Source organism: Vibrio sp. NC2, assembly GCF_025195005.1.
GTDB classification, from domain to species: domain Bacteria; phylum Pseudomonadota; class Gammaproteobacteria; order Enterobacterales; family Vibrionaceae; genus Vibrio; species Vibrio splendidus.
The window spans coordinates 23,828-38,010 of record NZ_JANVFC010000010.1 but is presented as its reverse complement, the minus strand read 5'-3'; the positions used below and the strand labels follow the sequence as shown (position 1 = coordinate 38,010).

Below are 14,183 nucleotides of genomic sequence, written 5' to 3'. Positions count from 1 at the left end.
GAAATAAACAATTAACAGGGAGCGTCATTATGAAGTTATCAGCAGGAGCTAAGTTCCGACAAGCTGTGCAAGACAACGAGCCATTGCAGATCGTCGGTACGGTGAATCCGTATTGCGCGATGATGGCAAAGAACTTAGGGCATCAGGCGATCTATTTGTCGGGTGGAGGTATCGCCAATGCGTCTTATGGTTTGCCTGATTTAGGTATTACGACATTGAACGATGTGTTGGTGGATGTTGAACGTATTACCAACGCGTGTGATCTGCCATTGCTGGTGGATATCGATACGGGATTTGGTGGCGCATTCAATATTGCACGTACCATTCGTGCTATGGAGAAGGCAGGCGCAGCAGCAATCCATATGGAAGACCAAGTGGCCCAGAAACGCTGTGGTCATCGACCAAATAAAGCGATTGTAAGTCAGCAAGAGATGGTCGATAGAGTCAAAGCGGCAACCGATGCTAGAACCGATGACAGCTTTGTGATTATGGCGCGTACGGATGCATTGGCGGTTGAAGGCATTGATAGCGCAATTGAGCGAGCGATAGCTTGTGTTGAAGCGGGCGCAGACATGATCTTCCCTGAGGCGATGAATCAACTCGACCAATACGTGAAGTTCTCGGCAGCTTTGAAATCAGCAACGGGTAAGCATGTGCCTATTCTCGCGAACATCACTGAGTTCGGCCAAACACCACTCTACAACTGTAACGAGTTAGCCCAATCAAGTGTCGACATGGTGCTTTACCCATTGAGTGCGTTCCGTGCGATGAATAAAGCGGCTGAGAATGTTTACAAGCACTTGTTAGTTGAAGGCAATCAGGAAGCTCTGTTGGATTCAATGCAAACCCGTAAAGAGCTTTACGAACACCTTAATTACCACGACTACGAGAACAAGCTTGATCAGTTGTTTTCAAGTGAAGGGTAAACCAGTTTCAATTAATCAAAAATCAACTTAATCCAATAACGTGAAATGGTTAGTCGCCATATCCAGTACCGATGATAAAGATCATCGGACACATAAACAGGCAGCACCAAAGAGTGCAGGCGGCTAACACAGAAAAGGAGTTCACCATGTCTGTATCTTTGAGTGATAAAGCAGCTGTCGATAAGGCTTCAACAGAAAACCAACAACAAAGCGCAAAAACAGCAAGTACACCAGTAAGCGCACCTGCAATAGGTGGTGCTGGTCTACGTGGCCAAAGTGCGGGAACTACGGCGCTATGTACGGTAGGCCAGTCAGGAACGGGTTTGACCTACCGTGGCTATGACATAACCGACCTTGCTAATCATGCTCAGTTCGAAGAAGTGGCGCATCTGCTACTAAGAGGTCACTTACCCACTGAAAAAGAGCTCGATGATTACAAAATATTGTTAGTTGGTCTGCGCGGCTTGCCTCAACCTTTGAAAGCGGCCTTAGAACTGATCCCTGCAGACGCTCATCCAATGGATGTGATGAGAACGGGCTGTTCAATGCTAGGTAATCTAGAGCAAGAGTCTGACTTCTCCGAGCAACTGCCTGCGACTGAACGAATGCTCGCGCTTTTCCCTGCCATTATTTGTTATTGGTACCGCTTTAGCCATGATGGCGTGCGAATTGATACTGAAGATCAAAGTGAAGCCTGTCTGGGTGGCTACTTCTTGAAAATGCTAACGGATAAAACACCTAGTGAACTTCATAAGAAGGTGATGCACTGCTCGCTAACTCTGTATGCGGAGCATGAGTTTAATGCTTCAACCTTTGCGGCTCGTGTGTGTGCATCAACGTTGTCGGATATTCACTCGTGTGTCACCGCAGCGATTGGTACTTTGCGAGGCCCATTGCACGGTGGAGCAAATGAAGCGGCGATGGAAATGATCCAAGATTGGCAAACCGCTGATGAAGCAGAAACTAACATCATGCAGATGCTTGCTAACAAAGACAAAATCATGGGCTTCGGTCATGCCATTTACCGTGAGAGCGACCCCCGAAATGCGCTAATCAAGCGTTGGTCAAAAGAGTTAGCTCAAGAGGTGGGAGATGAACAGCTTTACGCCGTTTCAGAACGTGTTGAAGCGGTAATGAAGCGCGAGAAAGGCTTGTTCTGTAATGCTGACTTCTTCCATGCATCGGCTTATCACTTCATGGACATCCCAACCCAATTGTTTACTCCTATCTTCGTGATGAGCCGCCTTACGGGTTGGACGGCACACGTATTCGAGCAAAGAGAAAACAATCGAATTATTCGTCCAAGTGCAGACTACACCGGCCCAGAACATCAAGACTGGCTGCCTATTCATCTACGTTAGTCCTCTATATCGAGCCGACTTATATATCGAGGTGACTTTTCTCTTCTTGTGATAAGGCCTCGAGAACCAACGAATAGAATTTAACAGATAATGGTGGATGTATGTCTGATGTAAAACTTGAACAAGCTCAGTACCTTGATAAAAATCAGTACCGGAAACTTTTACCCGGAACCCATTTAGAGTATTTCGATGCTTGCGAAGCGGTAGAAGCGATATCTCCGGGCAGTTATAAAACCTTGCCTTATACGTCGAGAGTATTGGCAGAGCAATTAGTAAGACGCTGTGATCCTGAAACTCTTGAAGACAGCTTAAAACAGATCATTGACCGTAAGAGCGACCTAGATTTCCCTTGGTATCCTGCGCGCGTGGTGTGTCATGACATTCTTGGTCAAACAGCCTTGGTTGATTTGGCTGGATTAAGAGACGCGATTGCCGACCAAGGCGGAGACCCTGCCAAGGTGAACCCCGTTGTTGAAACCCAACTGATTGTTGATCACTCTCTGGCAGTGGAACACGCAGGCTTTGATAGCGAAGCCTTTGATAAAAACCGCGCGATTGAAGAGCGGAGAAACGAAGACCGTTTTCATTTTATTGAATGGTGTAAAACCGCGTTTAAAAACGTGAGTGTGATCCCTGCTGGTAACGGGATCATGCACCAGATTAACTTGGAGAAAATGTCTCCAGTTATTCAATCTAAAGAAGGCGTCGCGTTTCCTGATACCTGTGTCGGCACAGACAGCCATACTCCTCATGTCGATGCTCTGGGCGTTATTGCGATTGGTGTGGGCGGCTTGGAAGCTGAGACTGTGATGCTCGGTCGTCCGTCAATGATGCGTTTGCCTGATATTGTCGGCGTTAAACTAACGGGTCAACGACAAGAAGGGATCACCGCAACGGATATTGTGCTTGCGATTACTGAGTTCCTTCGCAATGAGAGAGTGGTCTCAAGCTATTTGGAATTCTTCGGTGAAGGGGCTCGTGCACTGACCATTGGTGACCGCGCAACCATCTCCAACATGACGCCAGAGTACGGTGCGACAGCGGGTATGTTTTACATCGATGAGCAGACTATTCAATACCTGAAACTCACTGGTCGAGAGCCTGAGCAGGTTGAACTAGTCGAACGCTACGCCAAGCAAACCGGGCTATGGGCTGACGATCTAGACTCTGCTCAATACGAACGTGTATTAGAGTTTGATTTATCGAAGGTTGAGCGCAATCTTGCAGGGCCATCCAATCCCCATCGTCGTTTGCCAACCAGAGAGCTGGCTGAACAAGGCATCAGTCAAGCATCTTGGAAAGAGCAGCATGCTAAGCAGTACAGCGATGATCAGATGCCCGATGGTGCCGTGATCATCGCAGCAATTACCTCTTGTACTAACACCAGTAATCCGAGAAACGTGGTCGCCGCAGCATTGGTGGCTAAGAAAGCCAATCAGCTTGGATTAGTTCGTAAACCGTGGGTGAAAACGTCATTTGCTCCAGGTTCTAAAGTTGCCAAGCTCTATCTTGAGTCGGCAGGTTTGCTACCTGAGCTGGAACAATTAGGCTTCGGTATCGTGGGTTATGCGTGTACTACCTGTAACGGAATGAGTGGGGCGTTGGATCCTACAATCCAACAAGAGATCATCGACCGCGACCTGTACTCAACCGCTGTGTTGTCAGGAAATCGAAACTTTGATGGTCGAATCCATCCCTATGCAAAACAAGCGTTTTTAGCCTCACCGCCATTGGTGGTTGCTTACGCGTTGGCTGGCACGATTCGCTTTGATATCGAGAAAGACAGCTTAGGCACCGACAACAATGGTAAGCCAATCTACTTAAGTGATTTATGGCCGAGTGATGCCGAGATCGATGCCGTTGTCGGTGAGCACGTTAAGCCTCAGCAATTCCAACAAATCTACGTGAAAATGTTCCAGCCAGACGAGGAACAGGTGACGACTGAACCGCTTTATGACTGGCGACCTCAAAGTACCTATATTCGCAGACCACCTTATTGGGAAGGGGCTCTTGCGGGAGAACGAAGCCTATCTGGTATGAGACCTTTAGCGATTCTGGGTGACAACATCACCACAGATCACTTATCCCCTTCAAATGCGATTCTCGCTTCGAGCGCTGCGGGGGAATACCTCACCAAAATGGAAGTGCCGGAAGAGGATTTTAACTCTTACGCGACCCATCGAGGTGATCACTTAACCGCACAACGAGCAACGTTCGCTAACCCTAAGCTGTTTAACGAAATGGTGAAAGACGCTGGAGAAGTCGTGCAAGGTTCATTAGCAAGAGTTGAACCCGAAGGCCAAGTTACGCGAATGTGGGAAGCGATAGAAACCTACATGAACCGTAAACAGCCTTTGATTGTCGTGGCGGGTGCCGATTATGGCCAAGGTTCATCACGTGATTGGGCTGCCAAAGGTGTGCGCTTAGCGGGTGTTGAAGTGATTGTTGCTGAAGGGTTTGAACGAATTCACAGAACCAACTTGGTTGGCATGGGCGTGCTGCCTCTGCAATTCAAAGCGGGGAACAATCGCAACACCTTAGAACTGGACGGCACCGAGCTTTACGACGTGTACGGTGACATTGAAGCCTGTTCTGATTTGGCTCTAGTTATCACTCGTAAAAACGGTGAAAAGCTTGATGTTCCTGTGACCTGCCGACTAGACACCGCAGACGAAGTGAATGTGTACAGCGCTGGTGGCGTATTGCAACGTTTCGCTAAAGACTTTCTCGCACAGTAGGAGCTAGTTATGAACATCAAACAGATAAAAGTACCTGCTACCTACATGCGGGGCGGAACAAGTAAAGGCGTTTTCTTCAACTTAAGTGACTTACCTGAAGCTGCGCAAGTTGCCGGAGAAGCTCGAGACGCATTACTTCTGCGCGTGATTGGTAGTCCAGATCCTTATGGCAAACAAACCGACGGCATGGGTGGTGCAACATCCAGTACCAGTAAAACCGTTATTGTTTCGAAAAGCAGTAAAGCCGATCACGATGTTGATTACTTATTCGGCCAAGTAGCAATAGACAAGCCGTTTGTCGATTGGAGCGGTAACTGCGGCAATCTGTCTGCTGCAGTGGGCCCATTTGCAATTCATAGTTGCTTAGTCGATTCGAATCGTATTCCAGAAAACGGTGTGGTCGAAGTGCGAGTATGGCAAGTGAACATAGAGAAAACCATTATTGTTCATGTACCTATCACCAATGGGAAAGTCCAAGAGTTAGGTGACTTTGAGCTCGATGGTGTCACTTTCCCCGCCGCTGAGATCCAAGTCGATTTCCTAGATCCAGCCGATGCGAGTGGCTCTATGTTCCCAACAGGGAATGTTGTCGATTTTTTAGATGTTCCAGATCTGGGGTGTATTAAAGCGACATACATCAATGCCGGAATACCCACCATTTTTGTCGATGCTGAATCGGTTGGTTACCAAGGCACAGAGCTTCAATCCGATATCAATAGCGATGCCAAAGCCTTGGCTCTGTTTGAGTCCATCCGAGCACATGGTGCAGTAGCTATGGGTCTTATTGATTCTTTAGAACAAGCTGAATCACGCCAACACACACCTAAAGTCGCGTTTGTTGCTAAGCCTCAAGCGTACCAAGCCTCCAGTGGTAAATCGGTTGCTGCCGAAGATACTGACCTTCTGGTGCGTGCTTTGTCTATGGGACAACTGCATCACGCCATGATGGGGACAGCTGCGGTCGCCATTGCTTCAGCGGCGAGTGTGCCAGGTACGTTAGTGAACTTGGCAGCCGGTGAGGGTTCCCGAGATTTTGTGACCTTTGGTCATCCATCAGGAACCTTAAAAGTGGGTGCTAAAGCTATTCAGACGGAAAGCGGTTGGAAAATAGAACGGGCGATTATGAGTCGCAGTGCCCGAGTGATCATGGAAGGTGCCATTCGTGTGCCTTTTCCCAAGTAAAGCGACTGTCGTGAACGGTTAAATGTTCACGAACACAACGCTGAGAAAAGAGTGCAATCAAGTGCTACTGCCAAAAGCTAGGCGCTTGGAATAATGGATAAATCATGGAGGAGGCACTATGTCTGCTACGAATCGAATGAACAGAAAAACAGATTACATCACCGAGTATCAATGGGCTAGGGAAGACCCCAATTCGTTCTGGGAAACGCAAGCACAAGCGATAGATTGGTTTGAACCACCAAAAACGATATTACAAACTGACGATAACGGTATTGAACGTTGGTTTCCTGATGGGGTGATGAACACCTGCTGGTTGGCGCTTGATTACCATTGTGAAAATGGCCGTGGTGGCAATACCGCGCTGATTTACGATTCTCCAGTTACAGGAAATCAATCCTCATACACTTACAATCAATTGCGTGACCAAGTGGCAAAAGTCGCAGGTATGTTAGCCACGCAAGGCGTTACCAAAGGCGATCGTGTGGTGATCTACATGCCAATGATTCCTGAAGCGGCAATGGCAATGCTGGCTTGTGCTCGACTAGGCGCGGTGCATTCGGTGGTGTTTGGTGGTTTTGCTCCTCATGAGCTTGCCGTTCGTATCGAAGATGCTGAACCGAAGGTCTTGATTACTGCCTCCTGTGGTGTCGAGATAAACAAAGTCTTGCCATATAAACCGATGGTTGATCGAGCGATCATGGACAGTCGTTGGAAGCCCGAAAAAGTGGTGGTATTCCAAAGAGAGCTGTCTCTAGCCGAATTGAACAATGAACGCGATGTACTTTGGCAACAAGCGGTTGAGGATGCTTTGCCTCACGTGTGTGTGCCTGTTCTAGCAACTGACCCACTATATATCTTGTATACATCAGGAACGACGGGTAAGCCAAAAGGCGTGGTACGTGACAATGGTGGTCATGCGGTAGCGATGAAATACTCGATGAGCACTATCTACGATATGCCGCAAGATGGTGTGTTTTGGGCAGCTTCTGATGTCGGCTGGGTAGTGGGGCATTCCTATATTGTGTATGCGCCATTGATTCATGGCTGTACGACCATTTTGTTTGAAGGCAAGCCAGTAAGAACACCAGATCCCGGCGCATTCTGGCGTGTGTGTGAAGAGTACAACGTCGATGTGTTATTTTCCGCGCCAACGGCATTTAGAGCAATCAAGAAAGAAGATCCTGAAGGCGAGTTGCTCACCAAGTATGACTTATCATCGCTCAAGTCGATTTTCATGGCTGGTGAGCGCTTAGACCCGCCAACATTGGATTGGGTCGAGTCTCATACCAATAAACCGGTTATCGACCACTGGTGGCAAACCGAAACGGGTTGGGCTATTTCTGCCAATCCAACAGGGCTTGAATCTTTGCCTGTAAAAGCGGGTTCTTCAACCAAGCCAGTACCCGGTTACCAAGTGGAGATCCTCAATGAGTTGGGTGAAATCGCACAAACGAATCAACAAGGGTTTGTGGCACTTAAACGACCATTGCCGCCTGGTTGTTTACCCACGGTATGGCGCAATCATGATCGGTTTGAATCCGGCTATTTGAGTCAGTTCCCGGGCTATTATGTTTCTGGGGACGGTGGCTATCTTGATGAAGATGGGTATCTATTTATCATGGGCCGTATCGACGATGTGATAAACGTAGCGGGACACCGTCTGTCGACGGGAGAAATGGAAGAAATCGTGGGTGGTCACCCAGCCATTGCAGAATGCGCGGTAGTCGGTATTCACGATGACTTAAAAGGACAACTTCCATTAGGTCTAGTTGTGTTAAAAGATGGCGTAAAAGTCGATGGCATTGAGTTACAAGCGGAGTTGGTTGGCAAGGTTCGCAATGAGATTGGCGCGGTCGCCTGTTTTAAGCAAGCCTTGGTTGTTGAGAGACTACCCAAGACACGTTCAGGTAAGATCTTACGCAGAACTATCCGACAGATCGCAGAAGGTGAACAATATGTGGTGCCTTCGACGATTGACGACCCTACCAGCTTAACTGAAATTGCTGAAAGGCTCGGCAAATAGACGTCGCAGTTTAGGTAATCTCACCTTCGGCTTGTTTATTAATGCATAACCCAGCGTGATGGTTTACCTAAACTCTACTTTATTCATCCGCTTATCCATTGCGTTTACTATGACCTCATTATGAATCCCACATATTGAGGTCTTTTTATGCGAGCTTACTTTTTGTTGATTGCTTTACTGGTCAGTGGTGCTGCTAGTGCCAGTATTTCAAAGGATGAAGCGAGTAGGGCGTTGCTAGAGCCATTGAGTCATCCCAAGATATTTAAATGTGTGTCCAAGACTGGCGTCGATCTCTATCAAGCGGTTTTTGATATGGGCGTGGGTTATGAAGCCGACCCGATTAACTCGAAGATGATCGTTAATTCAAGGAAAGGCCGCTACGAATATCAAATCTTAGGCGCGGTAAGATCTGAAAGAGCTGGTGAAATTGTTGTGTTGACTCGTCATGTAGGAGACGGTGTTAAAGTTGCCGCAATGATTGATGACGAAAATGGCAAGATACTGGGGATCGGCGATAAAAATCATTATCGAGATTGCGGTGTTAGGCCACCGCCTAGTGCAGAAAATATGCAAAACTTTTGGTCCAAAGGCTAAGAGTGACATCTGAAAGAGAATAATTATAGAGAAAGAGCGATTGAGGCGACCTAATTGGTCGCCTTTTTTGTTTGTCAGGCTAAGGCGAGCTCAAAGATATATATCAATAAGCACTTATGCGATGGTTGAATGATACATAACTGAACATGATGTATCGTCTAAACGTGGCTTTATTTATCTCATTAACGGTTCTGCTTAAGATGGCTCTATTCCAAACGAAGAACTAAGCGAGACTCCTATGAAATTCACTAAACCTTTTCTTTTAGCGACACTGATTGTGACTCTTTCTGGTTGCGCATCACCAGCAATGGATAACGAAAATGAGAATGCTGCACGTAATCGTGGTGCTGTGGGTGGTGCTTTATTAGGAGCGACAGCAGGCGCTCTAACTGGAGATGCGAGCTTAGCCGTGAAGGGTGCTGCATTGGGTGGTGTGACCGGTGGTGTTGCTGGTTCAATGAAAGATACGGACGATGCAAGAAACGCACAACGAACCCAAGTCACTGCTGATGGTCTGGCGCAAGACAATCGTACCGATGCAGAAAAGCGAGTTGCTGAAGTAGAGGCTGAAATTAAGCTTATTGAACTAGAACAACAGCTTGCTGATCTCAAAGAAGAGAAAGAGGACAACGGCGCATAAAGCTGAAGCTACAACTAAAGCTAAAGCTAAAGCTAAAGCTAAAGCTAAAGCCTAGATATTCGTTTAATTGAAAATTATTCAAACAGAATGGCCACGTAATGTGGCCGTTTTTGTATCTAAAATACACACTTCAAACAATGAATTAATTCAATAACTTGTATAGATACTCGTGGCAAGTAAACTAGACTCAGTTTAGATATTAATTTGGTTTGAGAAGCGCAATAGTCATGAATGTCACCTTAAGGGCCGCAAAGCACGCGGATCTGGAACAACTTAACGAGTTAATGTTCGATCTCCACCATCATCACCACCTTGCTAGCCCAGAGCACTTTAAAACGGCAGAAGAGATTGAGCAGGAAAAAAGCATTGCACGTTACTTGGATGATCCTGAATGCTTGGTTTATGTGGCATTAAAAGGTGAGCTCATTGTTGGCTTTATCTCCGGACATTTTTGTGAGCTTATCTCAACGGTGAGTAAACCGGTGCCGATGGGGAGTGTCGATGAACTGTTTGTCTTGCCTGATTATCGAAAAGAATCGATTGCTGAAAAGTTGTTTAGCAAAGTTGAAGCGACTTTTGATGATTATGGGGTTGAACAAGTCTTTGTAGAGGTTTGGGACTTTAATTCACCTGCCAAGGACTTCTATCAAAAAATGGGGTTCACACCTCACATTCAATGGATGAGGAAGGCTTTGCACAAAACGTAGACAGCGATTTTGTGCGTGTTTGATTACACTAAAGCAGTCTTTAACTTTTTCTCTTATTTTTAGGTAAACTCGTTGGCTATTCGATATTTATTAGTTTTCATATTGTCTCTTTTGAGTACTACTTCCGCTTGGGCAAGCAACACTTTGCCCGATCATATCGCGGGCGCCTTGTGTGTAGTACGTGCTGATAACCAAATCGTGTTGGTTGATGAGTTGATTACAGGTCAATTGTCTCTACCGGGAGGCACTGTGGTTTCTGGTGAACCGCCATCGGTCGCGGCGCAACGAGAAACTTGGGAAGAGGCGGGGTTGTCGGTAACGGTCGGTGATGTGTTGGGATATACCGACAGTGCCGTTGTGTATGATTGTGTCTCTGACTCTGAAGTGATCAGTTACAAAGCTCGAAATGAGTTAGGTGGCTTTGAGCTACCAATCTGGTTTGCTCCTCATTACGGCGTAGAAGTCAGCCGAGCGATGTTACTGCCTCCTACTGAATTACAAGATCACCAATACCGCTATCCAGAACAGTGGTCTGAGATTAACGAATTCTTTCTATCCGCGACAGACCAACCGGTGACGTATGTGACTGAGCTGGTGGGCGCAGCACCTAAGGTTCATCAAGTTGAATTAGATTGGATTGTGTCGCTTCAAAACGCGTTCGATAATATGCCAAGCGTGTTTGCGAATACTGTGCTTTTAACTGACTCGTTAGCGAAGCCATGGGTTTTCATCGTGATATTGCCGCTAATTGCTTGGCATTTTGGCCGTAACTTCGCGTTGAAGTTTGGCTTCACTTTGATCTCGGTGACATTGCTCACTTTAATCGCCCACCAAGGGTTTGGTTTTCCACGTCCGCATGCTTACTTGCCAACATTGAAGCTAGTGATGAGCAGTGGGTATAGCTTTCCAAGTTTATTGGCTGGCTTGTGGGTGAGTTTAACCTTGTTAGTCTTTTGGAAACTAAAGCGCCTCTTGGAGCAAAAATCGATTTTGATAGTGCTCGCGGGCCTATTTTGGATTATGCTATTTACGTCTTATTCAGGCAGTGCGTTCTTTAGTGATGTCTTAATGGGAGGCGTATTGGGCGCGTTAACGACTTGGCACATCGTGAGATTAGACGCGAAACCGGATGTTGATATTAGTGCTTTATTGAGTTCTAAAGGTGTTTGGTGGGCATTGTGCTTACTGTCGATTGTTCTCACGGTGATATGGCCACTGCCAACATTCTCTTTCTGGGTAGCAATTTTGATGACGATTGCATGCTTAGTAACGTTAACGGATTCGAAGCCTTTGGTCGGCCAGTTCTCATTCAAGATTGTATTTGGAGTGATGGCTATGTTGTTAGCGGGGAATCTACTGATTAGCTGGGCTGGAAGTTTCGTCTCATTCAGTGGCATCGCTTCATTTATCGTTGAGACCTTACGTTTCCCAATATTGATTCTGTTTGGTGTGGTGGCATTTCGTCTGCCATGGAAAAGAGAGTAAGCGAGTCGACTAACACAAAATCAAAAAGGCTGTGCAGTGCACAGCCTCTGTCATTTCTGCAACAAGCAAAAAGTAATTCTCATTAGAACCTGTTCAGCGTTTATGAGTTGAAAATAAACTTCTCAATCGCGACCGCTACACCATGGTCGTCGTTGCTCGCTGTGATGTGATCCGCCAGTTTCTTGGTTTCTTCCATTGCGTTTTCCATTGCAATGCCAAGGCCAGCGTATTCAAGCATATGATGATCGTTTTCAGCGTCACCCATGCAGATTACTTCTTCCGCTTTAATACCCAAGTGCTTAGCTATCGCCTCAATACCGACACCCTTGTTTGAATTTGGGTTTAGGAACTCTAAGAAGAATGGTGCACTTTGCACGATAGTAAATTGAGTCTTAAGCTCTTGTGGCAACTTGCCGATGATTTCAGTCAGCTTGCTTGGTTCTGCGACAATCATAGTTTTGATGATTTCGTGGTCATCTTCTAGTTGAGAAAAGTCGAACTCGGTAATCTCTAAGCCATTAATACGCGCTTCAATAGCTGTGTACTCATTGTTTTCAGGCGTGATTAAGCCATGAATCTTGCTGAATGCATGAACATAACCGCCAAGCTGTACAGCGAGGGCTGCGATCTCTTTCGCGGCTTTACCATTGCTGATCTCACTGTGAATGAGTTCTTTTGTAGAGACGTTTTGAACCATAGAGCCGTTGTAGAAGAGCACAAAGTCATCTTCGCCGTTGATTGAAAGCTCGTCTAACTTACTCTGCATGCCTTCTAAAGGACGACCAGAAGCCAGAACCACTTTCACACCTGCAGCGCGTGCTTTGGCAATCGCGTCTTTGTTCTCTTGAGAAATTACTTTATCACTGTTGAGCAGTGTGCCATCCATATCAAGAGCAATCAGTTTGTACATGTTGTTCCTTACTAAAAAATTAAAAGCTAACGAAATCTAATGGGCGAAAGGATAAGGGAACTTGAAAGTTCAGGCTAGGGCTTTGATCAACTCATTTATCAGTACTCATTTGTTTGACCAAAAGGGGCAAGTGCTTTAAGGTCTGCGGTTGATTAATTTCATCAAATGATTGAGCTGAGGGTAAGTTGTACAAGATTAATGAAATGTTTGAAACCATCCAGGGCGAGGGCGTATTTACCGGCGTTCCTGCTGTTTTTGTTCGACTGCAAATTTGCCCTGTAGGCTGTTCTTGGTGTGATACCAAACAGACTTGGGAAGCGTTGCCGGAAGATGAAACGAGCCTTGGTGATATTATGGTTAAGACAGAGGATTCACCGACTTGGTCTGCAATTGATGCGCAAGGAATCGTGAATGAATATATCAAGCAAGGTTACACCGCGAAGCACATTGTGATTACTGGTGGTGAGCCGTGCATCTATGATCTTGTCCCTCTTACTGAAGCATTTGAGCAGCACGGTTGTCGCTGTCAGATTGAGACCAGCGGAACATCAGAAGTAAAAGCCACACCGGACACTTGGGTTACGGTGTCACCAAAAGTCGCAATGAAAGCCAAGTTGGATATCCTTGATAGCGCACTCGTTCGTGCGAATGAAATCAAGCACCCTGTCGGTACAGGTAAAGATATCGAGCAACTAGAAGCTCTTATTGCTAGAGCCGATGTTCCTGAAAATACAGTCATTGCACTTCAGCCGATTAGCCAAAAAGATCGCGCGACGCAACTTTGTATTGATACCTGCATTGAGCGCAATTGGCGCTTATCAATCCAAACTCACAAATATTTGAGCATCGCATAGGTTGCATTTGTTTACTGGCCTAGATAAGTCGCTAGTAGAAGATTCTCGTAAGGATTTAAGATGAAAAAAGCAGTCGTAGTATTCAGTGGTGGTCAAGACTCAACAACGTGTCTTGTTCAAGCTTTAAAAGAGTATGATGAAGTTCATGCGATTACGTTTGACTATGGTCAGCGCCATAGACTCGAGATTGAAGTGGCTGAGTCGTTATCGAAAGAGCTTGGTGTGAAAGCGCACAAAGTGATGGATGTGACTCTGTTGAATGAACTGGCTATCAGCTCTCTGACTCGTGACGATATTCCTGTGTCTCATGAGCTACAAGAGAATGGACTACCAAACTCTTTTGTTCCTGGTCGTAATATTCTGTTCTTAACTTTGGCGGGTATTTACGCTTACCAAATCGGTGCAAATACCGTAATCACGGGCGTGTGTGAAACTGATTTCTCAGGCTACCCTGATTGTCGTAATGACTTTGTAAAAGCGATGAACTCTGCGCTTGTACAAGGTATGGACAAGCCGCTTGATATTAAAACACCGTTAATGTGGCTCAACAAAGCTGAAACATGGGCGTTGGCCGACCAGTACTCAGCACTTGAGCTTGTTCGCAATAAAACACTGACTTGTTACAATGGCATCATCGGTGATGGTTGTGGCGATTGCCCAGCGTGTGAACTGCGTAAAGTTGGCCTTAACGATTACCTAGGTGATCGTGAAGGTATTATGGCTGAGTTGGTTCGCAAACAGACTGAGAATAAATAACCTAAGG

12 protein-coding genes are annotated in these 14,183 nt (G+C 46.2%); 11 read left to right on the top strand and 1 reads right to left on the bottom strand.

Translation table 11 applies throughout. The features are described 5' to 3' along the window. Positions 1-29 precede the first annotated feature (29 nt). The 9 genes from prpB (at position 30) to NX845_RS14100 (ending at position 11,656) form a co-directional block, all read left to right on the top strand. Positions 30-926, top strand: coding sequence for a methylisocitrate lyase (prpB, locus tag NX845_RS14140; protein ID WP_065682186.1), 897 nt, complete (start codon positions 30-32; stop codon positions 924-926). Between the two features lie 146 nt (positions 927-1,072). Then, positions 1,073-2,287, top strand: coding sequence for a 2-methylcitrate synthase (gene prpC, locus NX845_RS14135; RefSeq protein ID WP_065682185.1), 1,215 nt, complete (start codon positions 1,073-1,075; stop codon positions 2,285-2,287). A gap of 101 nt (positions 2,288-2,388) precedes the next feature. Next, positions 2,389-5,025, top strand: coding sequence for a Fe/S-dependent 2-methylisocitrate dehydratase AcnD (gene acnD / locus NX845_RS14130; RefSeq protein ID WP_065682184.1), 2,637 nt, complete (start codon positions 2,389-2,391; stop codon positions 5,023-5,025). A 9-nt stretch (positions 5,026-5,034) separates the two neighbouring features. Beyond that, positions 5,035-6,207 carry a 2-methylaconitate cis-trans isomerase PrpF gene (gene prpF, locus NX845_RS14125; RefSeq protein ID WP_065682183.1) on the top strand — a complete coding sequence of 391 codons (1,173 nt, stop codon included), beginning with the start codon at positions 5,035-5,037 and terminating at the stop codon, positions 6,205-6,207. 118 nt (positions 6,208-6,325) lie between these two features. After that, positions 6,326-8,230: a propionyl-CoA synthetase gene (locus NX845_RS14120; protein WP_065682182.1), complete on the top strand. Its 1,905-nt coding sequence runs from the start codon at positions 6,326-6,328 to the stop codon at positions 8,228-8,230. Between the two features lie 147 nt (positions 8,231-8,377). Next, positions 8,378-8,824 (top strand): hypothetical protein, encoded by a 447-nt coding sequence (locus NX845_RS14115; protein WP_009846621.1) that lies wholly within the window; start codon positions 8,378-8,380, stop codon positions 8,822-8,824. A gap of 238 nt (positions 8,825-9,062) precedes the next feature. Next, complete coding sequence (locus NX845_RS14110) at positions 9,063-9,464, top strand: glycine zipper domain-containing protein (RefSeq protein WP_017062298.1); 402 nt, start codon at positions 9,063-9,065, stop codon at positions 9,462-9,464. Positions 9,465-9,691: 227 nt separating this feature from the next. Then, the gene (locus NX845_RS14105; RefSeq protein WP_065682181.1) at positions 9,692-10,171 is read left to right on the top strand and encodes a GNAT family N-acetyltransferase; all 480 of its coding nucleotides are present in this window, start codon (positions 9,692-9,694) and stop codon (positions 10,169-10,171) included. 72 nt (positions 10,172-10,243) lie between these two features. Continuing rightward, positions 10,244-11,656, top strand: coding sequence for an NUDIX domain-containing protein (locus NX845_RS14100; protein ID WP_065682180.1), 1,413 nt, complete (start codon positions 10,244-10,246; stop codon positions 11,654-11,656). A 100-nt stretch (positions 11,657-11,756) separates the two neighbouring features. On the opposite strand, the gene NX845_RS14095 is transcribed toward NX845_RS14100, so the two are convergent. Further along, entirely contained in the window at positions 11,757-12,566 is an 810-nt protein-coding gene (locus NX845_RS14095) for a Cof-type HAD-IIB family hydrolase (RefSeq protein WP_065682179.1), read from the bottom strand. Between the two features lie 203 nt (positions 12,567-12,769). Between NX845_RS14095 and queE the strand changes: the two genes are divergently transcribed. After that, entirely contained in the window at positions 12,770-13,420 is a 651-nt protein-coding gene (queE, locus tag NX845_RS14090) for a 7-carboxy-7-deazaguanine synthase QueE (RefSeq protein WP_065682178.1), read from the top strand. A gap of 60 nt (positions 13,421-13,480) precedes the next feature. Continuing rightward, positions 13,481-14,176 carry a 7-cyano-7-deazaguanine synthase QueC gene (gene queC / locus NX845_RS14085; RefSeq protein WP_017082670.1) on the top strand — a complete coding sequence of 232 codons (696 nt, stop codon included), beginning with the start codon at positions 13,481-13,483 and terminating at the stop codon, positions 14,174-14,176. Positions 14,177-14,183: the final 7 nt, after the last annotated feature.

Coding starts and splice junctions, on each gene's coding strand:
- prpB (WP_065682186.1), top strand. CDS start 30: ATGAAGTTATCAGCAGGAGCTAAGTTCCGACAAGCTGTGCAAGACAAC.
- prpC (WP_065682185.1), top strand. CDS start 1,073: ATGTCTGTATCTTTGAGTGATAAAGCAGCTGTCGATAAGGCTTCAACA.
- acnD (WP_065682184.1), top strand. CDS start 2,389: ATGTCTGATGTAAAACTTGAACAAGCTCAGTACCTTGATAAAAATCAG.
- prpF (WP_065682183.1), top strand. CDS start 5,035: ATGAACATCAAACAGATAAAAGTACCTGCTACCTACATGCGGGGCGGA.
- NX845_RS14120 (WP_065682182.1), top strand. CDS start 6,326: ATGTCTGCTACGAATCGAATGAACAGAAAAACAGATTACATCACCGAG.
- NX845_RS14115 (WP_009846621.1), top strand. CDS start 8,378: ATGCGAGCTTACTTTTTGTTGATTGCTTTACTGGTCAGTGGTGCTGCT.
- NX845_RS14110 (WP_017062298.1), top strand. CDS start 9,063: ATGAAATTCACTAAACCTTTTCTTTTAGCGACACTGATTGTGACTCTT.
- NX845_RS14105 (WP_065682181.1), top strand. CDS start 9,692: ATGAATGTCACCTTAAGGGCCGCAAAGCACGCGGATCTGGAACAACTT.
- NX845_RS14095 (WP_065682179.1), bottom strand. CDS start 12,566: ATGTACAAACTGATTGCTCTTGATATGGATGGCACACTGCTCAACAGT.
- queE (WP_065682178.1), top strand. CDS start 12,770: ATGTTTGAAACCATCCAGGGCGAGGGCGTATTTACCGGCGTTCCTGCT.
- queC (WP_017082670.1), top strand. CDS start 13,481: ATGAAAAAAGCAGTCGTAGTATTCAGTGGTGGTCAAGACTCAACAACG.